The organism is Streptomyces guryensis (assembly GCF_021261325.1).
GTDB lineage: Bacteria > Actinomycetota > Actinomycetes > Streptomycetales > Streptomycetaceae > Streptomyces > Streptomyces guryensis.
The window spans coordinates 19808-44610 of sequence record NZ_JAJSBI010000046.1; the positions used below are offsets into that span (position 1 = coordinate 19808).

Annotated in this window: 26 protein-coding genes and 2 pseudogenes; 6 read left to right on the forward strand and 22 right to left on the reverse strand. The window is 72.1% G+C overall.

Annotated elements, in window-relative coordinates; genetic code table 11:
* Window positions 1–2: 2 nt before the first annotated feature.
* From LJ657_RS45910 to LJ657_RS45920, 3 genes are all read right to left on the reverse strand, one after another.
* Window positions 3–1004 carry a LacI family DNA-binding transcriptional regulator gene (locus LJ657_RS45910; protein WP_232655678.1) on the reverse strand — a complete coding sequence of 334 codons (1002 nt, stop codon included), beginning with the start codon at window positions 1002–1004 and terminating at the stop codon, window positions 3–5.
* A gap of 266 nt (window positions 1005–1270) precedes the next feature.
* Window positions 1271–2788, reverse strand: a complete 1518-nt coding sequence (locus tag LJ657_RS48835) for an alpha-N-arabinofuranosidase (RefSeq protein ID WP_232655679.1) — start codon at window positions 2786–2788, stop codon at window positions 1271–1273.
* 119 nt (window positions 2789–2907) lie between these two features.
* Window positions 2908–3786, reverse strand: coding sequence for a potassium channel family protein (locus tag LJ657_RS45920; RefSeq protein ID WP_232655680.1), 879 nt, complete (start codon window positions 3784–3786; stop codon window positions 2908–2910).
* A 23-nt stretch (window positions 3787–3809) separates the two neighbouring features.
* Between LJ657_RS45920 and LJ657_RS45925 the strand changes: the two genes are divergently transcribed.
* A complete protein-coding gene (locus tag LJ657_RS45925; protein ID WP_232655703.1) occupies window positions 3810–4106 on the forward strand; it encodes a hypothetical protein in 297 nt (98 codons plus the stop codon).
* Here the strand turns inward: LJ657_RS45925 and LJ657_RS45930 are convergent.
* From LJ657_RS45930 to helR, 4 genes and pseudogenes are all read right to left on the reverse strand, one after another.
* Window positions 4026–4436 (reverse strand): RICIN domain-containing protein, encoded by a 411-nt coding sequence (locus LJ657_RS45930; RefSeq protein ID WP_308117149.1) that lies wholly within the window; start codon window positions 4434–4436, stop codon window positions 4026–4028. The genes LJ657_RS45925 and LJ657_RS45930 overlap by 81 nt on opposite strands.
* A pseudogene (locus LJ657_RS45935) lies at window positions 4405–4799 on the reverse strand (MOSC domain-containing protein); the annotation flags it as partial. The gene LJ657_RS45930 and the pseudogene LJ657_RS45935, both read right to left, overlap by 32 nt.
* 19 nt (window positions 4800–4818) lie before the next feature.
* The gene (locus LJ657_RS45940) at window positions 4819–5487 is read right to left on the reverse strand and encodes an O-methyltransferase (RefSeq protein WP_232655682.1); all 669 of its coding nucleotides are present in this window, start codon (window positions 5485–5487) and stop codon (window positions 4819–4821) included.
* A gap of 74 nt (window positions 5488–5561) precedes the next feature.
* Window positions 5562–7730 (reverse strand): RNA polymerase recycling motor ATPase HelR, encoded by a 2169-nt coding sequence (gene helR / locus LJ657_RS45945; RefSeq protein ID WP_232655683.1) that lies wholly within the window; start codon window positions 7728–7730, stop codon window positions 5562–5564.
* A 181-nt stretch (window positions 7731–7911) separates the two neighbouring features.
* Here helR and LJ657_RS45950 point away from each other — a divergent pair, with 181 nt between their 5' ends.
* A complete protein-coding gene (locus LJ657_RS45950) occupies window positions 7912–8877 on the forward strand; it encodes an NAD(P)H-dependent flavin oxidoreductase (RefSeq protein WP_232655684.1) in 966 nt (321 codons plus the stop codon).
* Between the two features lie 27 nt (window positions 8878–8904).
* Here LJ657_RS45950 and LJ657_RS45955 read toward each other — a convergent pair whose 3' ends face one another.
* The 4 genes from LJ657_RS45955 to LJ657_RS45970 form a co-directional block, all read right to left on the reverse strand.
* Window positions 8905–9423, reverse strand: a complete 519-nt coding sequence (locus LJ657_RS45955) for a GNAT family N-acetyltransferase (RefSeq protein WP_232655685.1) — start codon at window positions 9421–9423, stop codon at window positions 8905–8907.
* 52 nt (window positions 9424–9475) lie between these two features.
* Window positions 9476–10018, reverse strand: coding sequence for a P-loop nucleotide/nucleoside kinase family protein (locus LJ657_RS45960; protein ID WP_232655686.1), 543 nt, complete (start codon window positions 10016–10018; stop codon window positions 9476–9478).
* 79 nt (window positions 10019–10097) lie between these two features.
* The gene (locus LJ657_RS45965) at window positions 10098–11312 is read right to left on the reverse strand and encodes a 4-hydroxybenzoate 3-monooxygenase (protein ID WP_232655687.1); all 1215 of its coding nucleotides are present in this window, start codon (window positions 11310–11312) and stop codon (window positions 10098–10100) included.
* Window positions 11313–11457: 145 nt separating this feature from the next.
* The gene (locus tag LJ657_RS45970; protein ID WP_232655688.1) at window positions 11458–12045 is read right to left on the reverse strand and encodes a rhodanese-like domain-containing protein; all 588 of its coding nucleotides are present in this window, start codon (window positions 12043–12045) and stop codon (window positions 11458–11460) included.
* A 92-nt stretch (window positions 12046–12137) separates the two neighbouring features.
* On the opposite strand from LJ657_RS45970, the gene LJ657_RS45975 reads away from it, so the two are divergent.
* Window positions 12138–12425 (forward strand): metal-sensitive transcriptional regulator, encoded by a 288-nt coding sequence (locus tag LJ657_RS45975; RefSeq protein WP_232655689.1) that lies wholly within the window; start codon window positions 12138–12140, stop codon window positions 12423–12425.
* Between the two features lie 25 nt (window positions 12426–12450).
* Here LJ657_RS45975 and LJ657_RS45980 read toward each other — a convergent pair whose 3' ends face one another.
* From LJ657_RS45980 to LJ657_RS46000, 5 genes are all read right to left on the reverse strand, one after another.
* Window positions 12451–13203, reverse strand: a complete 753-nt coding sequence (locus LJ657_RS45980) for a sulfite exporter TauE/SafE family protein (protein WP_232655690.1) — start codon at window positions 13201–13203, stop codon at window positions 12451–12453.
* On the reverse strand, window positions 13200–13586 hold the full coding sequence (locus LJ657_RS45985) for a rhodanese-like domain-containing protein (protein WP_232655691.1): 387 nt from the start codon (window positions 13584–13586) through the stop codon (window positions 13200–13202). Before LJ657_RS45985 ends, LJ657_RS45980 begins: the two co-directional genes overlap by 4 nt.
* Window positions 13577–14965 carry an MBL fold metallo-hydrolase gene (locus LJ657_RS45990; protein ID WP_232655692.1) on the reverse strand — a complete coding sequence of 463 codons (1389 nt, stop codon included), beginning with the start codon at window positions 14963–14965 and terminating at the stop codon, window positions 13577–13579. Before LJ657_RS45990 ends, LJ657_RS45985 begins: the two co-directional genes overlap by 10 nt.
* A 379-nt stretch (window positions 14966–15344) precedes the next feature.
* The gene (locus tag LJ657_RS45995; protein WP_232655693.1) at window positions 15345–15545 is read right to left on the reverse strand and encodes a hypothetical protein; all 201 of its coding nucleotides are present in this window, start codon (window positions 15543–15545) and stop codon (window positions 15345–15347) included.
* 115 nt (window positions 15546–15660) lie between these two features.
* Window positions 15661–16245 (reverse strand): TetR/AcrR family transcriptional regulator, encoded by a 585-nt coding sequence (locus tag LJ657_RS46000; protein WP_232655694.1) that lies wholly within the window; start codon window positions 16243–16245, stop codon window positions 15661–15663.
* Window positions 16246–16369: 124 nt separating this feature from the next.
* On the opposite strand from LJ657_RS46000, the gene LJ657_RS46005 reads away from it, so the two are divergent.
* The 3 genes from LJ657_RS46005 to LJ657_RS46015 are packed head-to-tail and all read left to right on the forward strand — an operon-like array spanning window position 16370 to window position 18485.
* Window positions 16370–16810: a tautomerase family protein gene (locus LJ657_RS46005; RefSeq protein ID WP_232655695.1), complete on the forward strand. Its 441-nt coding sequence runs from the start codon at window positions 16370–16372 to the stop codon at window positions 16808–16810.
* A complete protein-coding gene (locus LJ657_RS46010; protein ID WP_232655696.1) occupies window positions 16803–17813 on the forward strand; it encodes a zinc-dependent alcohol dehydrogenase in 1011 nt (336 codons plus the stop codon). The genes LJ657_RS46005 and LJ657_RS46010 overlap by 8 nt, the downstream gene beginning before the upstream one ends.
* A 12-nt stretch (window positions 17814–17825) precedes the next feature.
* Window positions 17826–18485: a PaaI family thioesterase gene (locus tag LJ657_RS46015; protein WP_232655697.1), complete on the forward strand. Its 660-nt coding sequence runs from the start codon at window positions 17826–17828 to the stop codon at window positions 18483–18485.
* A 20-nt stretch (window positions 18486–18505) separates the two neighbouring features.
* Here the strand turns inward: LJ657_RS46015 and LJ657_RS46020 are convergent, their stop codons facing one another.
* The 6 genes and pseudogenes from LJ657_RS46020 to LJ657_RS46045 all read right to left on the reverse strand — a co-directional run.
* On the reverse strand, window positions 18506–20062 hold the full coding sequence (locus LJ657_RS46020) for a serine/threonine-protein kinase (RefSeq protein WP_232655698.1): 1557 nt from the start codon (window positions 20060–20062) through the stop codon (window positions 18506–18508).
* Window positions 20063–20561: 499 nt separating this feature from the next.
* Complete coding sequence (locus tag LJ657_RS46025; RefSeq protein ID WP_232655699.1) at window positions 20562–20726, reverse strand: hypothetical protein; 165 nt, start codon at window positions 20724–20726, stop codon at window positions 20562–20564.
* Window positions 20727–20829: 103 nt separating this feature from the next.
* On the reverse strand, window positions 20830–22173 hold the full coding sequence (mshA, locus tag LJ657_RS46030) for a D-inositol-3-phosphate glycosyltransferase (RefSeq protein ID WP_232655700.1): 1344 nt from the start codon (window positions 22171–22173) through the stop codon (window positions 20830–20832).
* Window positions 22170–23015, reverse strand: a complete 846-nt coding sequence (fdhD, locus tag LJ657_RS46035) for a formate dehydrogenase accessory sulfurtransferase FdhD (protein WP_232655701.1) — start codon at window positions 23013–23015, stop codon at window positions 22170–22172. Before fdhD ends, mshA begins: the two co-directional genes overlap by 4 nt.
* A 153-nt stretch (window positions 23016–23168) precedes the next feature.
* Complete coding sequence (locus tag LJ657_RS46040) at window positions 23169–24551, reverse strand: L-serine ammonia-lyase (RefSeq protein ID WP_232655702.1); 1383 nt, start codon at window positions 24549–24551, stop codon at window positions 23169–23171.
* A gap of 70 nt (window positions 24552–24621) precedes the next feature.
* Window positions 24622–24803 (reverse strand): annotated as a pseudogene (locus LJ657_RS46045) (serine hydroxymethyltransferase); the annotation flags it as partial.

A 24803-nucleotide genomic window follows, 5' to 3' on the forward strand; every position in this document is an offset into this window, starting at 1 on the left:
GGTCAGCCGCCCGTCGACTCCCGGATCACCAGGGAGAAGCCGCCGACGACGTCCTGGTGCCGGGTCGGGGGCTCGGTCTGCTCGATGCGCCCGATCAGAAGGTCGACTGCCCGCTCTGCCATACCGTCGTGGTCCGGATCGACGCTGGAGAGCGACGGGATGAGGAACTCGCTCTCCGGCACGTTGTCGAAGCCGATCACCTTCACCTGGTCGGGTACGCGCGCCCCGACGTCGGCCAGGCCCCGCAGCACGCCCATGGCCAGCGAGTCGGTCACGCAGAACACGCCGTCGAAGTCGAGCCCTCCGTTCGCCATCTCCCGCGCCCGCTCGGCACCTTCGCGCATGCCGAGCCGGTCCACCTGCTGTACCAGGGCGCGGTCAGCGGGCAGGCCCGCGTCCTCCAACGCCTTCCGGTAGCCCGCGATGCGCAGGCTGGAGGTGTCCACTTCCTCGACCGTCCCGCACACGATCGCGATACGCCGGCACCCCCGCTCGATCAGATGCCGGGTGGCTGCGCGGGAGGCGTCGAAGTTGGGCATGGCGACATGGCCCACGGGGCCGCCGAAGATCCGGTCGCCGAGGATGACCACCGGGTGGTCCACTCTGAGCCGCTCGGCATCACTCTGCCCCATGCCCGCGGCACTGAGGATGAGCCCGTCGTACAGCCGGTTGCGGGAAAGGGACAGCGCGTCCAGCTCGTTGTCCCGAGAGGCGGTCTGTTCGATGCTCACCCTGAGGCCGCGCCGTTCGGCCGCGGCGATGACGGTGGCGGCCAGCAGCCCGTAGTAGGCGCTGTCCACCTCCGGAACGGCGAGGCCGATGGTTCCGGTACGGCCCTTGCGCAGATTGCGGGCCGCGACGTTGACCCGGTAGTCGAGCCGGGTCATGGCCTCGAGCACCTTCTCACGCGTCGCGGGGCGGACGTTCGGATGGTCGTTGATGACGTTCGAGACGGTCATCGGTGAGACTCCGGCCGCCTTCGCCACGTCCTGGATCGTTGCCACCCGCACCCCCGGTCTGCCGTCTCGTCACCCACTCGCATGCTAAGCCGCACCCCTGATGCGCAGGACCCTGAAGGACTTCGGCCGGATCCCGCGCACCGCTCCCGTCGGACGGCCGGCGGCAGGGGCCGCGGGCACGGCCCCGGCCGACTGCCGACCTCCGGGAGAGGGTCCCAGTCGCCCCCGCAAGGCGCGCACCCGCCGTCCCGCTCCAGCACTTCCCAGGCGGCGAGGGCGCGGCCGGCGTCGGCGAACGCGGTCGGGTCGTGTCAGGCGAGCGGAGCGCTGACCGTGACGAACGAGTGCGGCGGCAGCGTGAGAGTGAGCCCCTGGTCGGTGGGCTTGAGGCCGTCGAACGGGCGCGGGGCCACCGTCTCCGGTGTGCCGGGCGCGTTGTGGTCCTGGAGCCGGCCGGCCGTCAGGATGCGGGCGCTCGGCTCGCCGACGGAGCGGCCACGCAGGTCGAGCGTCACCTCGGCCGCCTCCTCGGCGTCCAGGTTGGACAGCGAGATCAGCACCGCCCCGTCCTTGACGCTGGCCGAGGCGGACAGGATCTCCAGCTCCGTGTCGCCGACCGTGCGCCGCAGGGCGTCGCCGCGCAGATGGACGGCGAGTGAAGTGGCGTCCTGGTGGGCCTTGTTCATCTCGAAGACGTGGTAGGTGGGGGTGAGCACCAGGCTGTCGCCGTCGGTGAGGAGCATGGCCTGCAGGACGTTGACGGTCTGCGCGATGTTGGCCATGTGCAGGCGGGCCGCGTGCCGGTGGAAGATGTCGAAGTGGGTGGAGGCCACCAGCGCGTCGCGCAGGGTGTTCTGCTGGAACAGGAAGCCCGGGTTGGTGCCCGGCTCGACGTCCCACCAGGTGCCCCACTCGTCCAGGACCAGCCCGACCGTGCGGCCCGGGTCGTAGACGTCCATGACGGTGGAGTGACCGGTCAGGATGCGGTCGAGGCGGCGGGCCGCGGCCACGGTGCGGTAGTAGTCGTCGGTGTCGAAGACGGTCGCGCTGCCCTTCGCCTCCCAGGGGCCGGCCAGTGTGTAGTAGTGCACCGACAGGCCCTGGAAGAAGTTCTTCGGGGTGGCCTCACAGCCGAAGCAGCTGATCTGCTGCATCAGCGTCTCGGTCCACTTGTAGTCGGCGTCCGAGGCGCCCGACGCGATGCGGTAGAGCTTGTTGTCGCCGTGGTCGCGGCAGTAGGTGGCGTACTGGCGGGCCAGGTCGGCGGAGTACTCGGCGCGCATGTTGCCGCCGCAGCCCCAGGTCTCGTTGCCGATGCCCCAGAACTTCACCCGCCAGGGCTCCTCGCGGCCGTTGGCCCGGCGCAGCCGCACCATCGGACTGTCGCCGTCACGGGTGAGGTACTCCACCCACTCGCTCATCTCCCGCACGGTGCCGGAGCCGACGTTTCCGCTGATGTACGGCTCGGCGCCGAGGAGCTCGCACAGCGCCATGAACTCGTGGGTGCCGAAGTGGTTGTTCTCCTCGACGTCGCCCCAGTGCGTGTTCACCATGCTCGGCCGCTGCTCGCGCGGTCCGATGCCGTCACGCCAGTGGTACTCGTCGGCGAAACAGCCGCCGGGCCAGCGCAGGTTGGGGATGTCCAGGGCGCGCAGGGCCTCGACGACGTCGAGGCGGATACCGCCCTCGTTGGGTATCGGCGAGTCCTCCCCGACCCAGAAGCCGCCGTAGATACAGCGGCCGAGATGCTCGGCGAAGTGACCGTAGAGATGACGGTTGATCCTCGGGCCCTCGATGTCGAGGTTGATGACCGCGGTGGCGTTGGGCACGACTTACTCCTGTGTCGGGTCGAGGACATGGGTGAGGGGCGGGCGCTGCACGGCAATCGCTTTCTTGTAGCGATACAAACGTACTCGCTGCAGCCTTGCGTTCGCCACGTCCGCAGCGATCAGGACCGCGTGACATTCCGGCCGTGGTCGACTGCGTACGCGGTGAAGACCTCCGTCGTTGTTCCGCCCGTGTGCAGAAAGCGCTGGTCGAGGATGGTGGCGAGGTCGTCCAGCGCGCCGACGAGCAGGTCCCCGGTCAGCCGTACGTCCGGCCGTCGAGCCACCTGCCCCTGCCGGCCAAGGGCGACGGCGTAGCCGAGGATGGCTGCCAGGGAGGAGTGGTCCTCGCCGTCGTGGAAGTAGTAGGCCTCGGCGTACTGGGTGAAGTCGATGCGGACTCGTACGACCTCGGTGGCGAGGCCGTCCAGCAGAGCGGCTCCGGCGACGGTGTCGATGTGCTCGGTCGCCGGAGCCGAGCGGTGCAGCAGCGCCAACCGGATGGCCAGGACCCGTCGGCGAGTCAGCGCGGGATAGATCTCCAGCACCCAGGACACCGTGGCCGTGAGGAGGGCGAAGCCGACGAGGGCCTCCAACGGCGAGACCAGGCGAAGCCACCCTTCGCCGGGCGTGATGTCCCCCAGGCCGAGGGTGGCGACGGTGACCAGGGACAGGTAGACCGAGTCGAGCAGTGCGGGCTCCTGTGCCGCCCTGGAACCGGGGGTGAGCGTGAACGCGCCCGGCATGTGGGGCCAGTAGATGATCGCCCAGCCGAGGATGATGCTGACGGCCCAGAGTCCCACCACCGTCACCATGGCCAGCGGCCCGACGAGGCCGACCACCCGCCGACGCACCCGGGAGTGCCGGGCCAGTCTCCACATCGTCGTCATGACGAGCCGGCTCACACTTCCATGGCGGGTGGGGTGCCAGAGCGTGTGGAACAGATCCCGCAGGACAGCCAGGACCAGTCCGACGCCGACCAGCGAGACCAACCACTCCATCCACGTCTCCTACGGGCCGCTCCGTGAAGCGCCTGGACGGCCCCGGACAGCGTGGCGCCTCGCACCTCCTGCCCGATTTTGCCCTGGTTTCATTTGCTGTGCCAAGGGTGGCGGCGGCCAGTGCATCCGCCTCGGTGCATGTCGGTGTGCCGGGCGTGCTCATGGCATGGGCCGTCGCGGCCGGGGTCCGCGCCCCCGGCTTCACCGCCGTACGGACGAAGTGCACGCAGACCGGCGTCTCACCGGAGCCGGATATCACGATGAGCCCGCCACCCGCCCTGCCCTTTGCCGTGTCCGCCGCTGCGGACCTTCCGGCCTGACCTCGGCTCCACCTCGTAGTTCGCCAGGCCGTTGGAGCAGTGATGACGGCACCCTTCCGCGGGGGTCGAGGACGCGTCGACCGACGTTGCCGGCGTGACGGCGACGCTCCGGGTCGCGACCGTCATGAACAGACTGGTGTGGCGGACCGAGCGGAGCTTGTAGCAGCCGTCGGTCGGTGGAACGAGGGTCCACCGCTTGACTGCTGCTCCGGGGTCGACCCACTGAGCGAGCTTCTGCCCGGCGGTCGTGCCGCCGGTCCAGATCGCGGCCGAGCGTCCACCCGACTTGTCGGGAAGGATCACGTGCCCGCCACTGGTCCGGCGACACACTCACCAGGCGGCTGGGGGTGCGCAGGACGTCCGAAAGCCATTCGGCGGCCGTGTCGCCCTGGTCGATGCCCTGGTAGGCGGTCCCGAACAGGTCCACCGGTCGGCGGGCGTCCGACGTGTCCACCGGGAGGTCCAGCCGGTCGGCGTGCGGCGCGCGCAGGCCGAGTCGTTGGCCGTCGTCGCTGATGGCGGGCCGGATCAGGGCCAGTCGGGTCCCTGCGCTGGGTGCGGTGCACGCCCGCCTCGCTGACGACCCTGAGCCTCCGGTCGTGCGCGAGACCGGCGGGCGTCAGCAGCGCCTCGCGGGCCGGCACCGCGGCACAGCCCTTGACGGTAGTACGACAACTCGACCACGCGGGCTATGCGGTTGCCCCCCGTCCTGCTAGGCGGTGACAAGGGCGAGGCAGAAGCCGTCGTAGCCCTTGGCGCCGACGGTCTGGAGGGTGGTGGCGGTGAGCCGGGGGTGCTCCGCGATCAGCTCGGTGAAGCGACGGACGCCCTGGACGCGCGGGTCGGTGTCGGCCGGGTCGGTGACCGCGCCTTCACGGACGACGTTGTCGCCGACGATGACGCTGCCTGGCCGGGTGAGCCTGAGCGCCCACTCCAGGTAGGCGGGGTTGGAGGGCTTGTCGGCGTCGATGAAGACCAGGTCGAACGGGCCTGCCCCCTCGTCCGCCAGCAGGGGCAGTGCGTCCAGGGCCGTCCCGACGCGCAGGTCGACGATGTCGTCGAGTCCGGCGCGGGAGACGTTGGCGGCGGCTACGGCGGCGTGGTGCTCGTCGGCCTCCAGCGTGACCAGGCGGCCGTCCGCCGGCAGGGCACGGGCGAGCCAGATCGTGCTGTAGCCGCCGAGGGTGCCGATCTCCAGGATCGAGCGGGCACCCTGGATCGTCGCCAGCAGGTTCAGCAGCTTGCCCTGGTTGGGGGCGACCTGGTGCGGCGGCAGCCCCGCCCTCTCACTGCCCGTGGCGGCCGCGAGCAGGGCTTCGTCCTCCTCGACCAGCAGGCCGTTGAAGTAGTCGTCGACGGCGGTCCAGGTCTGCTGGGACACGGCGGGTTCCTCCTCGACAGCACTAAGTTCCTGAAGGGAACCTACTAGGGGCTCCGATGGTCTGCCAAAGGTTTTCAGCTTGTGAGGACGACGAGTTGCTGCGTCGCCCGGGTCATGGCGACATACCGGTCGACCGCTCCTTCGACGCCCGTGCCGAACCCCTCCGGGTCGACGAGGACGACCAGGTCGAACTCGAGCCCCTTCGACAGCTCCGGGGTCAGCGATCGGACCCGGGACGTCGCCGGGAACGCGGGATCGCCGATGACACAGGCGATCCCCTCGGCATGCGCGGCGAGCCAGGTGTCGAGGATCGAGTCCAGCTCCGCGACGGATCCGTGGACGACGGGAAGGCCGCTGCTGCGGATGGAGGTCGGCACGTTGGCGTCCGGGAGAACGGCCCGGATGACCGGCGCGGCATCCGTCATGACCTCTTGCGGCGTGCGGTAGTTGATGCTCAGGGAGGCCACGCCGACCCGGTCCAGTCCGATCCGTTCGAGCCGTTCCTGCCACGTCTCCGTGAACCCGTGCCTGGCCTGCGCGCGGTCACCGACGATGGTGAAGCTCCGCGACGGGCAGCGCAGCAGCAGCATCTGCCACTCCGCGTCGGTGAGTTCCTGGGCCTCGTCCACGACGATGTGCGCGAACGGGCCGGCGAGCAGATCCGGTTCGGCGACGGTCAGTTCGGCCTCGTCGACCAGGCTGACCTTGGCGTCCTGGCCGCGCAACATCCTCACCAGGCCTTCGCCGTCGTCACCGTCGGCGCCGGAGTCGGCCACCGCGTCGATGAGGTTGTCCACGACCTGCGCCATGCGCTCGCGCTGGGCGGCGATGTCGGCCGCGTGCCGGCGCTTGCGCAGGGCCGTCGCCGGGTCGCCGAGCCGCTGCCGGGCGGCGTCCAGGAGCGGCAGATCGGACACCGTCCAGGCCTGGGCATCCGCCCGCTGCAGCTTGCTGACGTCGTCGCGAGTCAGCCAGGGCGCGCACATCCGCAGATAGGCCGGCACCGACCACAGGTCCCCGACCAGGTCGGCCGCTTCGAGCATCGGCCATGCCCGGTTGAGGGCCCCGACCAGTTCCCGGTCCTGCCGCAGCGCCCTGCGGAACTGCTTCGGCGGCAGGTCGTCGCCGTCGTATCGGTCCCCCAGGATCGTGACCAGCTTCTCCCAGATCTGCTCACGCGCCTCGTTGTGCGGGGTGCCGGGTTCCGGCGCTTCGAACGCCTCGGCCCAGTCGTCGGCACTCAGCCGGATGTCGGTCCAGGCGACGGTGACCGTCATGCCCTCGGTGGGCGGTTCCTCGTAGAAGCGGACGGCCTTCTCGATCGCCTTCACCATCTCCGCCGACGACTTCAGACGGGCCACGTCGGGGTCGGTCTCGACGCTCGCGTCGGCTCCTTCGCCGACGAGGTCCCGCAGGATGCAGGTCTGCACACCCTCCTCGCCGAGGCTCGGCAGGACGTCGGCGACGTAGTCCAGGTAGGGGCGGTGCGGACCGACGAACAGTACGCCGCCACGACGGTGACCGAGGCGGGGGTCGGCGTAGAGCAGGTGGGCGGAGCGGTGCAGCGCGACGACGGTCTTGCCGGTGCCCGGACCGCCGTCGACGACGAGAGCGCCCCGGGACCCGGCCCGGATGATGGCGTCCTGGTCGGCCTGGATGGTGGCGAGCACGTCCCGCATCCGGGCCGAACGGTTGCTGCCCAGGCTGGCGATGAACGCGGACTGGTCGTCGAGCGCGGCGCGCCCTTCGAGCCCGTCGGCGGTGAACACCTCGTCCCAGTAGTCGCTGATACGGCCTCGGGTCCAGCGGTACCTACGGCGGCTCGCCAGGCCCATCGGATGGGCGTGGGTCGCCGCGAAGAACGGCTCGGCGGCGGGTGAGCGCCAGTCGAGCAGCAGGCGCCGGCCCGTGCTGTCCGTCAGGCCGAGGCGTCCGATGTAGACGGGCTCGGGGTCGTCCGCGCCGACGATGTGTCCGAGACACAGGTCCAGGCCGAAACGGCGCAGTGCGCGCAGCCGGCCGGTCAGCCGGTGGACCTCGATGTCCCGGTCCATCGCCTGCCGGCCGATGCCGCCGGGACTCTTGAGCTCGGTGTCCAGCTGGGCGGACAGTTCGGCGATCGTCTGCGCGAGGCTCTCCGCGATGGCCGCGAAGTGCTGCTCGTCGCCGGCGATCAGCGCCGGGTCGGCCTTGGGGGCGAGTCGGTCGGGAAGGTCGAACGCACTGGTGGTCCGGGGGGTCATGTCACCAGACAGAACATGCACTTCGTGAGTCTCCCATTTCCGCAGCTTGTGGCCTCGACGTGCGATTGTGCGGCACGACCGGGTCCTTGCCGCAAGCCCCCCACTGCGCTATAAGTTGAAAGTGGCAAGGAGTGCGTGACCTCCTTGCCTTGGTTTTTTCTGCCGTCGGAGAATGGCGGCCATGGGACTGTCCACGGCGTTCACGGAACTGTTCGGTGTGCAGCATCCGATCGCTCTCGCCCCGATGGGCGGGTCCGCCGGGGGCGCCCTGACGGCGGCGGTCTCGCGCGGCGGCGGGCTCGGGCTGCTGGGCAGTGGGAACGGGGATCAGGAGTGGCTGGCCCGTGAACTGCCTCTGGCGGCCGACGGAGTGGCCGGGAAGCCCTGGGGTATCGGCTTTCAGGCGTGGGCGATCGACGTCGATGTGGTCGTGCGGGCACTGGAACACCGTCCGGCGGCGGTGATGTTGTCCTTCGGCGACCCGGGCCCCTTCGCGGAACGCATCCGCGAAGCGGGCACCACGCTGATCATTCAGGTCACCGACCTGGAGGAGGCCCGCAGGGCTTTGGACCTGGGCGCCGATGTGATCGTGGCACAAGGCACCGAAGCGGGCGGGCACGGCGCCCGGCACGGTCGGTCCACGCTGCCGTTCGTGCCGGTCGTGGTGGACCTGGCGGCGCCGGTTCCGGTGCTGGCGGCCGGCGGGATCGCCGACGGCCGCGGCGTGGCGGCCGCCCTGGCCCTGGGGGTCGACGGGGCGCTGATCGGCACCCGCTTCCAGGCCACCGCCGAGGCCCTGGTCGCCCCCGCGACCGCCAGGGCGATCGTCGAGGGGCGGGGGGAGGACACCGAGCGCAACCGGGTGCTGGACATCGCCCGCGCCTCGCGATGGCCGGCGAGGTACTCCGCGCGTACCCTCGGCCACCCCTTCCTCGACAGCTGGCGGGGCCGGGAGGACGAACTCGCTGCCACGCCCGAGGCACGGCAGGAGTATCAGGACGCCCTGGCACGCGGCACGATCCCCGCATTGCCGCACTGGGCCGGCGAGGCCGTCGACCTCATCCACGACCTGCCGTCCGCGGCCGACCTGGTCGGCGCCCTGACCGCCCAGGCCGAGGACGCACTGGCCCGAGCCGGCAGGCGCTGACCTGGTGACACGGGAAGAGCGAGGCGCTCAGGCCGGTTCGCCGCGCAGGATGCTGTAGCGCACGCCGTCACGCCACTGCCCGTCGCGGAAGGCGACGCTGCGCAGGACGCCCTCTCGGGTGAACCCGACCTTTTCCAGCGCGCGTTGTTCGGGGAAGTTGTCCGCTTCGGTGTCCGCCTCGATGCGTACGGCCGTGGTGTTCGCGAACAGGTAGTGGACCAACTGCCGTTGCGCCTCGGTCCCGACGCCCCGTCCGCGGGCCTCCGGCAGCAGATTGATGCCCATGTTCCAGTAGGTGGTGGTCCGGGTGGGCCTGACCTGCCGCCAGGCGACGAACCCCAGCCGCTCCGCGCCGCGCACCACCATCAGATGCCCTCCGTCGTCCCCGAGCAGTGCGTTCTCCGCCCACTGGCGCCGCCAGCGCCCGGTGTCCGACCAGCCCCACCACTGGAAGGGCACGACGGTCTCCGGGTCGATGAGGAACCGTTCCATGACAGGCAGGTCGGCCTCGGCCACCGGACGCAGCGCGACATCGTCGATGCTCATGTGCGCCACCCTACGGCGCGGCCCGGCGATTGCCAGTGGCCCCTGGACAGGATCAACTCCCTTGCCGTGCCCAGCCGGTGGCGGCCACCACCTCGCGCGCGATGTCCCCGACGGTGCGGCCGTCCGTCACGACACGGACCGCCTCCGCCGGAGCCCGCCGGTCCAGGATCCGGGCCTTGCGGGCGCTGCCCTCCAGCTCCTTCTCCAGCTCCGAGCCGAGTTCCCGGCGTACCAGCCGCTCTCGGGCGGTGGCGTCGGAGGCGGTGAGCAGGACCCGTACGGCCCGTACGTCGACCCCCATGGCGCGCTCGAACATGCCGGCCGCCTCAGGGAGCACACTCACCGTGTTCGTGTAGATCAGGCGGCGGTAACCGAGCCGGGCGAAGTTCGCCCATACCGCGGTCAGGTTGCTCTCGGTGATCGCCGTACGCCGCGGGTCGCCTTCCGGGGCCGGGTGCACCTGGCCCATGAAGTCACCGTCGATGATCGCGTGAGCGACCGCGGCGGCCCGCAGCAGCGCCGACACCTCCCACCCGACCGTCGTCTTTCCGACTCCGGCCCGTCCTCCGATGAGCAGCAACTCCGCGCGGTCCATGGGGCGCAGCGTGCCAGTTCGCAGCCGTCCGACGCGATCCGATATCGGTCGGTCCTCTGACTCGGTGTTCGCTCGGCACTCACTCGGTCAGATCCAGCCCCGTCATGAGTTCGGCGAAGGCGTGGGCCGCGGCGGGTGAGGTGAGGAGGCGATCGAGGCGGGCGCGGGCGAGGTTGCGGTGGAAGGGGCCGGATTCGGCGGCGTCGCCGGCGTCGTGGAGCGTGCGGGTGAGCCAGTGGGAGAACTCCTGGTCGTTCCAGACGCGGCGCAGGCAGCGCTGCGAGTAGCTGCGCAGGGCGGTGTCGTCGTCGTCGCGGACGGCGTCCCGGACGGCTCGGGCGAAGACGTCGGCGTCGTGGAGGGCGAGGTTCATGCCCTTGCCGCCCATGGGCGAGACGATGTGAGCGGCGTCGCCGACGAGATGGAGGCGGCCGTACTGCATGGGGTCGTGGACGAGGCTGCGGAGCCGGAAGGTCTCGCGGTCGGTGATCGGGCCGACCGGGAGGGCGGGGTCGGCGAGCCGGGTGCGCAGGGCGTCCCAGATGCGGGCGTCGGGCCAGGCGTCCGGGTGGTCGTCGGGCGGGCACTGGAGGTAGTAGCGGCTGGCCTGCGGGCCGCGGGGGAAGTGGGCGGCGAAGCCGTGCGGGCTGACGGCGAGGAGCGGGTGGGCCGGGGGCGGGGCGTCGGCGAGGACGGTGAGCCAGCCGATGCCGTGGTCCTGGGCGTACGCGGTGAGCGCGCCGTCGGGGACGGCGGTGCGGCTGATGCCGTGGTCACCGTCGCAGCCGGCCACGAAGGCGCAGCTGACGGTGCGGAGGGCGCCGTCGGCGGTGCGGTAGCGGACGGTCGGGCGGTCGCCGGTCAGGTCGTGCAGGGAGACGTCGGCGGCCTCGAAGCGCAGATCGCCGCCGTCGGCGAGGTATACGGCGGTCAGCTTCTGGACCAGTACCTGCTGGGGGCAGAGGCGGGCCCGGGGGCCTTCGGAGCCGTCGTTGTCGGACACCAGGTGGCTCTCGCCGTCCACCCGGAGCTCCAGGATGCCGTCGTACGGGATCCCGCCCAGGACGCGGTCGGCCAGCCCCCAGGAGTCGAACATCCGCACGGCGCGGGTTTCGACGATGCCGGCCCGCTGGCGCTGCGCCACGTACTCACGGCTGCGGCGCTCCAGGACGACGCAGTCGATACCGCTGCGTCGCAGCAGGTTGGCGACGGTCAGACCCGCCGGGCCCGCGCCGATCACGACGACGGTCGTGGATTCCGGTGAATCCGTCAACTCCCCTGTTTTTTCTGCCACTTGACCACCTCCGCTGCCAGACTAGCCCAGCCCCTGCGCCGCGCGGGCAAGCGGCGGGCGGCCGGCTGCCCGCCCCGGGCGCGAGCAACAAGTGAGGCGAACGGGCGGCGGGGCCGGCTCACGCACGGCCCCGTCCGCGGACGGGTCACCGGCCGCGCAGCGCCGTCAGCGCGGCGGCGAGGTCGGCCGGGCGGGGGCGGTTGTGCGGGAGCCTGCCGAGCAGGGCCGCCATGCCGCAGGTGTCGGTGAGGGCGGAGAAGACCAGGCCGCCCGCGATGGCCGCCGAGACGAGCTGGAAGGCCGGGTGCACGAGGAGGCCGAGTGCTAGGCCCACGAGCACCATCGTGCCCGCGGTGAACCGCACCTGGCGCTCCATGCCCCAGGCAGTCCGCGGCTTGTGGGCCGCCGGCCGGTGCAGGTCGTGTCCCGCGGCGGCCCAGGCACCGGTGCCGCCGGCCAGCGTCGCGGCCGGGACGCCCTGGTCGGCCAGGAGCTTGCAGGCGTTCTCCGAGCGGGCCCCGGAGGCACACACGACGAGGATCTCGCCGCGTTCGGCGGCGTGCCGGATGTCCGGCAGGGCGCGACGGACCTGATCGAGGGGGATGTTGAGCGCACCGGGCAGATGGCCGGAGGCGTACTCGCCGGGCGTGCGCACGTCGATGACGGTCAGCCGGTGGAGCAGGCCATGGACCTGGTCGGTGGCGAGGGCGGAGGGAACGGGGGAAGCAGTCACGGCAGTTGTGATCCTTGTTCGTGTGTGTTCGACACCGTCCCGAACCGGGACGTACAGTACCCCTAGGGGTATACGTTGACGGAGGAGTCGTCGTGGACATGGAGCTCGCGGGTGCGGAACTGAAGGCAGTGCTCAACCGGCTGCGTCGCGCTCAGGGCCAGATCGCCGGGGTGATCCGGATGATCGAGGAGGGGCGTGACTGCGAGGACGTCATCACTCAGCTCGCCGCCGCCTCCCGGGCCCTGGACCGGGCGGGTTTCGCCATCATCGCCACCGGTCTGCAGCAGTGCCTGACCGACGTCGGGTCCGGCCGCAGGAACGGCGAGGACGTCGAGCAGATGCGCGCCCGGCTGGAGAAGCTGTTCCTGTCACTGGCGTGACACGGCCCGCACGCGCCGGCGGCCGTCACACCGCCGGGCCGAACAGCATGAGCCCGGCCACACCCAGCAGTACCAGGGCGAAGATCCGCTGAAGCGCCTGCCCCGACACCTTCGTGGCGAGGCGCTTGCCGTCCCAGGCTCCGAGGACCGCGGCCCCGGCGAACGGTCCGATCACGGCCCAGTCCAGCCCGTCGGCCGTACCCGCGCGCAGCGCCAGGGCGGCGACCGAGTTGAGGGTGATGACCAGCAGGCTCGTCCCCACCGCCGCCCGCATGCGCAGCCCGAGGACACCCACCAGGGCCGGTACGGCGAGGAAACCGCCGCCCACCCCGAGGACTCCGGTGACCGCCCCGAGCCCGGCCCCCGCCGCGGCCGCGCGGCCGGGGCGGACCGCACGGACGGCGGCATCGGGCGAGCCGGGCCGCGGGCGCAGCATGCGCACCGCGGCGACCAGCGCCACCAGGGCGAAGGCCGCGGTGAGTACGGCCGCCGGCAGCCGTGCCGCGACGAGGCCGCCGAGCATGGCGGGTCCGATGCCCGCGGCCGCGAACAGCAGTCCGGTGCGCCAGCGGACATGGCCGTCCCGGGCGTGCGCGGGCAGTGCGGCGGCCGTGGTGACGGCCACGATGACCAGGCTGGCGGTGGTGGCCGCGACCGGGGTGAAACCGAGCAGGTAGATCAGGGCGGGGACGGCCAGGACGCTGCCGCCTCCCCCGAGCGCGCCCAGCGCCACACCGATGACGGCACCGGACAGCAGCGCGAGGAGGAGAACGCTCACGTCACCGTTCCGCTCTCGCCGTGCCCGTCCACCACGGGCAGCCCCAGCCGGGCCCAGTCGCGCATCCCGCCGATCACGTCCACCGCCTCGGCGCCCCGTGCGGCCAGGAGTTCGGCCGCCTGCCGGGAACGGTTGCCCGAGCGGCAGATGACCACCAGGGGCCGGCCCGCCAGCTGCTCGGGCAGTGCCGCGCCCGCCATCAGCGCGGACAGGGAGACCTGAACCGCGCCGGGTGCGTGCCCCGCCTGCCACTCGTACGACTCACGGACGTCCAGCAGTACGGCGTCCCGCTCCGCCGGGACACCGTCCACGTGCCCGGTGCACTCCGCGGCCAGCCGCGCACCGACCCGGCCGGGTCCGCGCCGGAACAGGTTCAACGACATGATCCGCCCCTCACGGTCAGTCCGGCCTTCTGAGCGGCGTCGAAGGCGTCGTCGACGGCCACGACGTCCCGGCCGGCGGCGTGCAGCACGGACGCCGCGATGGCGGCGCGCATACCGCCGGCGCAGTGCACCCACACCTGGCCCTCGGGGACCTCGCCGAGCCGCCGGTGCAGCGCATGGACGGGGATGTGGACGGCCCCCTCCACGGAGCCGCCCGCGCGCTCGCTCTGCCGGCGGACGTCGAGCACCACCACGTTCCCGCGCCCCTGCCCGTCGCGCCGGCGGTCCGCCAGGTCGGCGAACGAGGCGCGCGGGAAGGAAACCGGAGCCTCGCCGGCACGCACCCAGTCCGACGGATCGCCCGTGGCCGCGGCGGCCGGGCGGTCGATGCCCACCCGGGTCAACTCGCGCTGGGCGGCGTGGAGTTGTCCGGCCGACTCGGCGAGCAGCGTCAGCGGCTTGCCCCACGGGATCAGCCAGGCCAGATAGGTGGCGAGCTGTCCCTCGGCCTCGAAGTTGACGGAGCCGGCGACATGTCCTTCGGCGAAGGCCACACGGTTGCGCAGGTCCACCACCCACTCCCCCGCGGCGAGCCGGGAAGCGATCTCGTCGGCGTCGGCGACGACGGGCGGGGTGAGGTCGACGGGCGCGGGGCCCGCGGCGTTGGCGGCGCCCATGTGCACGTAGTAGGCGGGGATGTCGTCCAGACCGGCCAGGAGGTCGGCGACGAAGGTGTCCACTTCGCGGGTGAGCGCGTCGTTGGACGCCTTCTCCTTGCCGATGGTCGTGGCCCCGCCCTCCGCCTGGGCGGAGGAGCAGAAGCTGCCGAAGCCGTGGGTGGGCAGGACCGGCGTGTCGTCGGGCAGTTCGGCCGCCAGACGGTGCGCGGAGGCGTGCTGGGCGCGGGCGAGGCGCTCGGTCAGGCGCGGTTCGACCAGGTCGGGGCGTCCGACCGTGCCGATGAGCAGCGACCCGCCGGTGAACACCGCGACCGCCGTGCCGTCCTCCTCCAGGACGTAGGAGGTGTGGTGCGGGGTGTGGCCGGGTGTCGCCGACGCGCGCAGCACCAACCCGCCGTCGGCGTCGACCTCGGCACGGCGCCCGTCGCCGACCGGCACCCGCTCGAAGCCGACCGTGGCGCCGGCGGGGACGAGATAGGCGGCGCCCGTGACGCGGGCCAGCTCCAGGCCGCCGCTGACGTAGTCGTTGTGCACGTGGGTCTCGACCACGTGCGATATCCGCACCCCCCGCCGGGCCGCCGCCCCGATCACCTGGTCGATGTCGCGCGGCGGATCCACCACGACGGCCGTCAGCCTGCCGCCCGCCAGGTAGCTCCGGTTGCCGAGGCCGGCCACTTCGATCGTGTCGACGAAGAACACGAGGCGCTCCCTTCCGCTGGAGTGACTTCAAATACCCCGTGGGGTATGTCTCCGACACTAGCACGGGTACCCCCAGGGGTATTTCTGAGCAACGGGGCGACTCAGCGCAGCTGTATGACACCCGTTATAGAACTGCTGCAAGATCGCCCTATAACGATCGCCATAGGAGACAGGCAGTGACCGTCATCACCGTGAACAGCCCGAAGGGCCGCCTGGGCCTCGAACAGCGCCGCACGCTGGCCGAGACACTGACGGACGCGGTACTCGTGCCCGAGGTCGGCCAGTTCGCGCCGGCCGCCCGGACCGGATTCCAGGTGCACTTCGTGGAGCGCGAGCCGGACATGATGGCCATAGGGGGCCGACTGCCGGCGGACGCCGGTCAGGGACTCGACGTGATGGTGATCGACGTGGCGGTCATGGACGGAGACTGGCGCCGGGAGGTCAGGGCCGAGGTCATCGAACGCGTCCTCGCCGCACTGGCGGAAGCCTGCGGACTGCCGGAGCCGTCGCCCGCCTGGTGGGTCAACTTCCGGGTCGTCGACGAGGGCAGCTGGGGTTCCGGCGGCAGAGTCCTCTCCATCCTCTCCCTCCTGGAGAGCGGGTGTTCACCGAGGAGAAGGCAAAGGCGATCCGCACGGCGATGGGCGCCTGAGTCCGACCGAACTCATCGACCGAGCCGATCCCCCGGCCAGACCCTAACCGTCGAGCACCCCTGCGATCAGCGTCTCGAGCTGCCGTGCCACCCGGTCCAGCGGCTGCATGCTGCGCTTGGCCCGGCACATGGCGATGGCGCCCTCGACGGACGCCACGATCAGGGCCGCGAGGCCGCGGGCCTGATCGCCGTCGACGCCGTGCTTGCGCAGTGCCTCGGCGAGCAGTTGCTCCCAGTCCTCGAACGCCTCGGCCGCGGCGGTGAGGGCCGGCGGCATCTCGCCGGCCGGCGGCTCCTCTACGGAGACGGCCAGCACCGGGCAGCCCGCCCGGAAGTCGCTCTCGATCACGATGCCGCGCCACAGGGACAGGAAGGCGCGCAGGCCGGCGACCGGGCCCGCGTCCAGTTCCCTGCGCAGGATGCGGGCCACCGCTCCGCCGGCGTACCGCACCGCCTCGGTGGCCAACTGCCCCTTGCCCTCGGGGAAGTAGTGGTACGTCGAGCCGAGCGGCGCCTTGGCGTGTTTGGCCAGCTCGCGAATGCTGGTGGCGTTCAGGCCGCGCCTGCTGATCAGATCGGCCGCACCGGCCACGATGCGCTCGCGCGACGGTGCGCTGGATTTGGCCACGGCCGTGCTCCCTCTTCGAACCCCACTGGCTATAACGCCCGTCATAGTCTAGCCTCACCCTCGTTTATAACGACCGTCATAGACCTTGCCGACCTTCAGACTGAACACCAGAGAGGACCTCGTCATGCCGATGATCCGGCTCACCGTCCCGTCCGGTTCGCTGACCGAGGAGGGCCGCAAGACCGTCCAGCGCGATCTGGCCGCCGTACTGCTGCGCTGGGAGGGAGCGCCCGACACCGCGTTCTTCCGCGCCCAGGCCTGGAGCTACCTCGTCGAGCTGCCCGAAGGTGCGCAGACCACCGCCGAGGACGACGCGCCCCGCTTCCTCGTCGACGTGACGGTTCCCCAGGGTGCGGTGTCCGAGCGCCGCAAGGCGGGCCTGGTCCAGGACGCCACCAAGACGGTGCTCGCGGCCGCCGGGCTGGCCGAGGCCGGCGCCCCGCGGGTGTGGGTGCTGGTGCACGAGCAGCCCGACGGCACCTGGGGGGCGGGCGGCTCCGTCATCCGCTACGCCGACCTGGTCGCCCTCGCGCAGGGGCAGAAGGGGCAGCAGGCCGATGCGTGAACTGACCTACGTCGCCCGGCACTCGGTCGAGTGGCGCGAGGCCCCCGACCCCGCGCTCCGGTCCGGCCGGGAGGCGATCGTCGCCCCGGTGGCCGCGACCTCCTGCGACGTCGACTCGGCGATCCTGGCCGGACATGGGTTCCTGGATCCTCCCTTCGCCCTCGGCCACGAGTGCGTGGCCCGGGTCGTCGACACCGGGGACGCCGTCACCACCGTGGCAACCGGTGACCTGGTCGTCGTCCCCTGGTCCATCAACTGCGGCAGCTGCGGCCACTGCCGCGCCGGACTGACGGCGCACTGCACGGCCGTACCGCACACGGCCATGTACGGGGCGCCGATCGGCGGCGGCTGGGGCGGCCTCTTCTCCGACCTGGTCCGGGTGCCGTACGCGGACGCCATGCTCGTCCCCCTGCCGGACGGCCTCGATCCGGTCGCCATGGCCTCTGCCGGCGACAACTGGTCCTTGTCGTGGCGGCTGGTGGCCCCGCACCTCAAGAGCCGGCCCGGCGCACGCGTCCTGGTCGTCGCACGCGGCAGCATCGGCCTGTACGTGTGCGACATCGCCCGCGCGCTCGGCGCCTCCGACATCTTGTACGTCGACCCCGACCCCGGACACCGCAAGCTCGCCGAGAGCTTCGGCGCCCGTACCGCCGAGACGCTCGAACCCGTGCGGCACGGCTTCGACCTCGCGGTGGAGGCCACCGGCCGCGTCGACCAGCTCGCCCAGACCGTCAAGTGCCTTGCTCCGGAAGGGATTTGCGAGTCCGCGGGCAACCACTTCCGGGCCGGCGAGCTGCCGCTGCTGGACATGTACCTCACCGGCGTCACGCTGCGCGTCGCCCGCGACAACGTCCGCGCCCACATCCCCGACGCCCTCGCGCTCGCCGCCTCCGGCACCGTCGACCCCGCCCGGGTCGTCTCCCACGTCCTGGACTGGGAGCAGCTCCCCGACGCCCTGCCCGAGAAGCATCTCAAGCCCGTGTTCGTCCGCGACAGCACCTGACCGAGAAGACCGATGACTGCCCCACCCACCGAAACCCCGTTCCCCGAAACCGAAGAACCGGACGACCAGCGCACCGCTATCGCCGCGCTCGGCCACGAACTGCGCACCCTGGTGGACGCCACCGTCACCACCGCCGCCCCGACCGAGATCCTGCACCGCATGGCGGACGAAGTGCGCGGGCTGACAGGGCAGTTGACCGGCCGGCGGCGGAGGCGGGCCGAGATCCCCGCCGTGGACGAGTTCCCCGGCGGAGTGCGGATGTACAGCCCCGTCACCGGACTCGGCAGCCCTCTCGCCCCGCCCCTGCGGGTGGCTCCCGACGGCGACGGCGTCGTCGGCCACTGCACGCTCGGCATCGCGCACGAGGGGCCGCCCGGATATGTGCACGGCGGCATGAGCGCCATGCTGCTGGACGAACTCATGGGCTGGGCCTGCTATGCGGCCAAAAGCCCGGCCATGACCGTCTCGCTCGGGATGCGCTACCGGCGGCCCGTGCCGGTGGAGACACCGCTGCGGGTCCACGCCCGTGTCACGGGCACCGAGGACCGCAAGGCCTTCGTGACCGGCTCGATCAGCACCGAGGAGACCCCGTCGGTGCCCTTGGTCACCGCGGACGCCGTCTTCGTCTCTCCCGGCCCCGGCCGCGCCCGGGCCCTGTTTCCGAGCACATAGGGTTCACCAGCCCATGGGGCTCACCGCTGCTGTTCGGTGAACCCGTCCCTGACGTTGTCGAAGACCGGGCGGTAGGTGCTCCACTTGGCCTCCGGGGCCGACAGGTAGATGTCGTACTCCCGGCCGCCCGCGGTGCCGTAGCCGAGGTCGATGGCGCGGAAGACGCGGGCCCGGCCCTGGAAGGTGAACTCCCACACCGCCGCAGGCTTGCCGCGGAAGGTGGTCTCCTGCATGCGCAGCCTGCGGTAGACGGAGTAGTTGGCCTTGGTGTTCGCCTCGATGTCCTTGAAGTGCCCGACGGGGTTCGAGCCCGCGGGGTCCACCATGCCGATGGTGATGCCGGCCAGGCCGGTCGGGTCGGTGTAGGTGACCTCGTCGCCGCCCGGCTTCTTCTTCGGCTGCCAGCCGTCCGGCACGGGGAAGGAGACGCCGAGCCGGTCGGCCCGGACCAGGCGGTAGCCGTCGGGGACGGGCGAGGGTGACGCGGACGGGGTGGGCGTGCGGACTGCGCCGGCTCCGTCCCGGCCCGCCCGGTGCGACGACACGTACAGCGTGAGGGCGACGGCGGCCGCGGCCACGACGGCCAGGGCCGGCACGAGGACACGGCGCCTCCGGCCGCGACGGCGGCGGCGTTCGCTCCTGCCCGTCGGCACCGGTGGGGCCGGCGGCGCCGCGGTGGTGTGGTGCGTGGTCGAGTCGTCGTCCCGCGGGCCGGGCGGCACCGCGGCCGGCACGGCCGAGGACCGCTCGGTCGGCGGGCCGGTGGACCAGGTGGCGCGCAGCGCCCGTTCCGTCTGCTCCGCCGTGGGCCGGTCCTCGGGGTCCTTCGACAGCAGGGCGTCGATGAGCGGTTCCAGCGAACCGGCCTTCCGCATCGGCTCCAGCGGGTCGACTGCGATGGCGTACGCGGTCTCCATGGGGGTGTCGCGGCGGTACGGCGGCCGCCCCTCCACCGCCTGGTAGAGCGTCGCGCCGAGCGACCAGAGGTCCGAGGCCGGGCCGGGCTTGTGGCCGCGGATCCGCTCGGGGGCCATGAAGTCGATGGAGCCGATCATCTCCCCGGTCTGGGTGAGCGTCGAGGTCCCGGCGGTCTGCGCGATACCGAAGTCGGTCAGGACGACCCGGCCGCCGGGACCGAGCAGGACGTTGCCGGGCTTGATGTCGCGGTGCAGCACGCCGGCCGCGTGCGCGGCCCGCACCGCGGAGATCACACCGAGGCCGATGCGTGCCGCCTCCTCGGGCGGCAGGGTCCGACCGCCGTCGAGGACGTCGGCGAGGGTGCCGGCGGGCACGTACTCCATGACGATGCACGGCAGCCCGTCGTCGTCGACCACGTCATGGACGACGACCACGTTGGGGTGCACGACCCGAGCGGCACTGCGGGCCTCGCGGCGGACCCGCTCGTACAGCGTGGTGATCTCGGCGTCGGACAGGTGCGGCGGTGTGTGGAGCCGCTTGAGTGCGACGTGGCGGGTGAGTTCCTCGTCCTCGGCGCGCCACACGGTGCCCATACCGCCGCGGCCGATGCTCTCGACCAGCCGGTAGCGCCCGGCGACGAGCCGCCCTTCCTCCGACACAGCTTCGCCCTCCGCCCGCTCTGCCCCCTTTGCGTCACTTAGACATGCACAGTAACCGACGTTTTCGCACAACAGGGATGCGGCCCGTGTCGATCGCGTCATACGGAGTCCCCGGGGTCGTTCGACCCGATCACATGGGCGCACCCCGCGGAGCGCCCGGTCGCACACCTTTCGATACGCCGTCTCCGGCACGTACGTCCGCCACCGCTCCGGCGTCGGGCCGCCGCAGGGGGACGTGGGCGCCGTTCGCGTACGGCGTGCGGCTGTCACCGGTGAAGGCCGGGGAGCCGATCGCCGTGCCGCGAGGGTGTGGCCGCAAGGGCTGAGCGCGAGGGCGCTGGTCGTCTCCGGGCTGTCGGGCGCGGAGGCGCGGACGACGTCGGGCAGGGTGCCCGCGCCCTGTGGCGCAGGTCGCCGTCTGGGAGGACGACGCGGCTGGTGCGGTGCCCGCGGCGAGCTGGGAGCCGTCGACTCGGAAGGCGAGGGCTCCGGGCCCGTCCTACGCCAGGCCGAGGGCCGTGGGACGGCCGGGGGGAAGACCGCCGGCGCGTTTCTCGCCGGCGAGGAGCCCGCCGTCGGGGCGGACCGTGAGGAGAGTGCTCGCCAGACCCGCCACCGTGCGCGAGCGGCGGTGGCCGGTGACGTCCCACGCCTCGTCCGCCACGCCGCCGTCGATGGTCGGACGGGCCGTGTACAGGGCGCGACGGCCGGGGCCAAGGGCGAGGGACTGCGCGCCCTCGTGCGTCGCCGCTCGGCCGGGCGCCCTCTCAGGCGACGGGCCGGCACTCGCGCATCGCCGCCGTGTACACCTCCGCCGTCGCCGCCGCGGCCGTGTCCCAGCCGAAGGAGCGGGCGTGGCGGGCCGCCGCCTCACCCATGCGGACGGAGAGCGCCGGGTCGTCGGCGAAGCGGCGCAGTGCCCGCGCGTAGTCGACCGGGTCGTGGCCCGGTACGAGTACGCCGCTCACCCCGTCCCGTACCGCCACCGGAAGACCGCCGACCTCGGCGGCGATCACCGGGGTGCCGCAGGCCTGTGCCTCGACTGCGACCAGGCCGAAGGACTCGCTGTGGGAGGGCATGACCAGGGCGGATGCCGCCCGGTACCAGTCGGCGAGCTGGTCCTGGCCGACCGGCGGGCGGAACAGTACGACGTCGGAGACACCGAGGCGGGCCGCCAGTTTCTGCAGGCCCTCCGGTCTGGCCAGGCCGCTGCCGCTCGGCCCGCCCACGACCGGCACCACGATCCGCTCCCGCAGCCGCGGCCGCTCCTGGAGCAGCCGGGCCACCGCCCGCAGCAGGACGTCCGGCGCCTTCAGCGGCTGGATGCGGCCCGCGAACAGGGGGATGAAGGCGTGCGTCGGAAGTCCGAGTCGGGTTCGGGCGGCTGCCCGGCCGGCCTCGACTCCGGACGCGTCGGGCTGGAAGCGTTCCAGGTTGACGCCGGGGTGGACGACCGACACCCGGTCGAGGTCGGCGTCGTAGTGGTGGAGGAGTTCCTGCGCCTCTTTGCCGGTGTTCGCTATCAACCGGTCTGCGGCGCGGGCGACTTGGGTCTCGCCGAGTACGCGGTGCGCGGGTTCGGGGATGTCGCCCTCAGCGAGGGAGGCGTTCTTGACCTTGGCCATGGTGTGCATGGCGTGGACGAGCGGGACCCCCCAGCGCTCGGCGGTGAGCCGGCCGACCTGGCCGGAGAGCCAGTAGTGGGAGTGGACCAGGTCGTAGTGGCCGGGGCGGTGACCGGCCCAGGCCTGCGTCACGCCATGGGTGAAGGCGCACAGCTGGGCGGGCAGGTCCTCCTTGGCCAGGCCCTCGTAGGGTCCGGCGGCCACGTGCCGGACCAGGACGCCGGGCGCGAGTTCGACGCTCGGCGGGAGGACGGCGGAGGTGGCCCGGGTGAAGATCTCCACCTCGATGCCGATGGCGGCGAGGCGCTTGGCGAGCTCGACTATGTAGACGTTCATGCCGCCCGCGTCGCCGGTACCGGGCTGGTGCAGCGGTGAGGTGTGCACGCTGAGCATCGCGACACGGCGTGGGCGGCTGCGGGCTGCGGGTGGTCGCGGGCGGGGCGGGACGAGGAGGGTGCCGCCGTGCACCGGTGCGCGCCGGGTCATGCCACGGCCTCGGCGGTGAGGTCGAGGCGCTGCTCGCCCGCGTACACGTTCATGGAGGCGCCGCGCAGGAACCCGACCAGCGTGAGCCCGCTCTCCGCCGCCAGGTCCACCGCGAGGGAGGACGGTGCCGAGACCGCCGCCAGCAGCGGGATGCCTGCCATGACCGCCTTCTGCGCCAGCTCGAAGGAGGCCCGTCCGGACACCAGCAGAATGCTCTGGGACAGCGGGAGTTGGCCGGATTGGAGTGCGCGGCCGACCAACTTGTCGACGGCGTTGTGCCGGCCGACGTCCTCGCGCAGGTCCAGCATTTCACCCTCGGTCGAGAACAGTGCGGCGGCGTGCAGGCCGCCTGTCCGGTCGAACACCCGTTGAGCAGCGCGTAGTTGGTCGGGCAGGGCGGACAGCAGGGCGGGGGTGACGCGGACGGGGGGTGTGCCGGCGATCGGCCATCGCGCGGTGGTCCGTACGGCGTCCAGGCTCGCCTTGCCGCACAGCCCGCAGGAGGAGGTGGTGTAGACGTTCCGTTCGAGCGTGATGTCGGGTACGGGCACACCGGGGGCGAGCTGCACGTCGACGACGTTGTACGTGTTCGAGCCGTCGGCGGTGGCGCCCGCGCAGTAGACGATGTCGGCGACCTCCTCGGCCCGGCCCAGGACTCCCTCGCTCACCAGGAACCCCGCGGCCAGGGCGAAGTCGTCGCCGGGTGTGCGCATGGTGATCGCCAGAGGTCTGCCGTTGAGGCGGATCTCCAGCGGTTCCTCCGCCACCAGGGTGTCGGGGCGGGTGCTTGGCGCTCCGCTGCGGATGCGGAGTACGCGTCGGCGTTCGGTGACACGTCCCATGGCCTCACTCCTGGTTCCGTACGGGGCGCTCCGCGGGGGCCGCGATGTGCCGTTCTTCGTGTGCGGCTGCGTCGCGGCTGAGCGCGCCCACGCGGCGGGGCCGCATATCGATACAGGCCCGCGCCCCTGTCGGGGCATGGCTCAGCCGCCCGCTCAGCACTCGATGACGTTGACGGCGAGGCCGCCCCGCGCGGTCTCCTTGTACTTGACCTTCATGTCGGCGCCGGTGTCCTTCATGGTCTTGATGACCTTGTCGAGGGAGACGTGGTGGCGGCCGTCGCCGCGCATCGCCATCCGGGCGGCCGTGACCGCCTTGACCGCGGCCATGCCGTTGCGCTCGATGCAGGGGATCTGGACGAGGCCGCCGACCGGGTCGCAGGTGAGGCCGAGGTTGTGCTCCATGCCGATCTCGGCAGCGTTCTCCACCTGTTCGGGAGAGCCGCCGAGCACCTCGGCCAGCGCGCCCGCGGCCATCGAGCAGGCGGAGCCGACCTCGCCCTGGCAGCCGACCTCGGCACCGGAGATGGAGGCGTTCTCCTTGAAGAGCATGCCGATGGCGCCGGCGGCGAGCAGGAAGCGGACGATGCCGTCCTCGTCGGCGCCCGGCACGAAGTCGAGGTAGTAGTGCAGGACGGCGGGGATGATGCCCGCGGCGCCGTTCGTCGGGGCGGTGACGACCCGTCCGCCGGCCGCGTTCTCCTCGTTGACGGCCATCGCGTACAGCGTGACCCACTCCATCGCACGGCCCAACGGGTCGCCCTCGGTGCGCAGTTGGCGGGCCGCGGCCGCGGCCCGGCGCCGTACCTTCAGACCGCCCGGGAGGATGCCCTCCACGGCCAGGCCGCGCGCCACGCAGCCCTCCATGACCCGCCAGATGTCCAGCAGGCCCGTGCGGATCTCCTCCTCCGTGCGCCATGCCTTCTCGTTCTCCAGCATCAGCGCGGAGATCGACAGGCCGGTCTCCCGGGCGAGTCGCAGCAGTTCGTCACCCGTGCCGAACGGGTGGGCGAGCACCGTGTCGTCGAGCCTGATCCGGTCCGCTCCGACCGCGTCCTCGTCGACGACGAAGCCGCCGCCGACCGAGTAGTACGTCTTCTCCAGCAGCGGCACACCGTCGGCGTCGTACGCGAAGAGGATCATGCCGTTGGCGTGGTACGGCAGCGAGCGCCTGCGGTGCAGGACCAGCTGGGTCGAGACGTCGAAGCCGATCTCGTGGGCCGGACCGATCTGCGCTCCGAGGAGGCGGATGCGCCCGGTGCCGCGGATGCGCTCCACGTCCAGGTCGGCCTGGGCGACGTCGACCGTGTGCGGCTCGTTGCCCTCCAGACCTAGCAGCACCGCCTTGGGGGTGCCGTGGCCGTGGCCGGTCGCGCCCAGGGAGCCGAACAGCTCCGCCCGTACCGCGGTGGTCTGGGCGAGCAGGCCGTCCTGCTTCAGGCGGGCGGCGAACGTCGCGGCGGCGCGCATCGGGCCGACGGTGTGCGAACTGGACGGGCCGATGCCGATGGAGAACAGGTCGAAGACGCTGATTGCCACGCCATACTCCGGGGGATTGGCGAGGCGTGCCCGGTACGTCAGCGGCACGCCCCTGCGGGAGGGTTGTCGGTTACAGACCTGCGTAGAGGGGGTGCTTGTCGGCGAGGGTTTTGACCCGGGCCTTCAGCGCCTCGGCGTCGTAGGAGGGCTTGAGGGCCTGTGCGATGACGTCGGCGACCTCGGCGAAGTCCTCGGCCGTGAAGCCGCGGGTGGCCAGGGCCGGGGTGCCGATGCGCAGGCCGGAGGTGACCA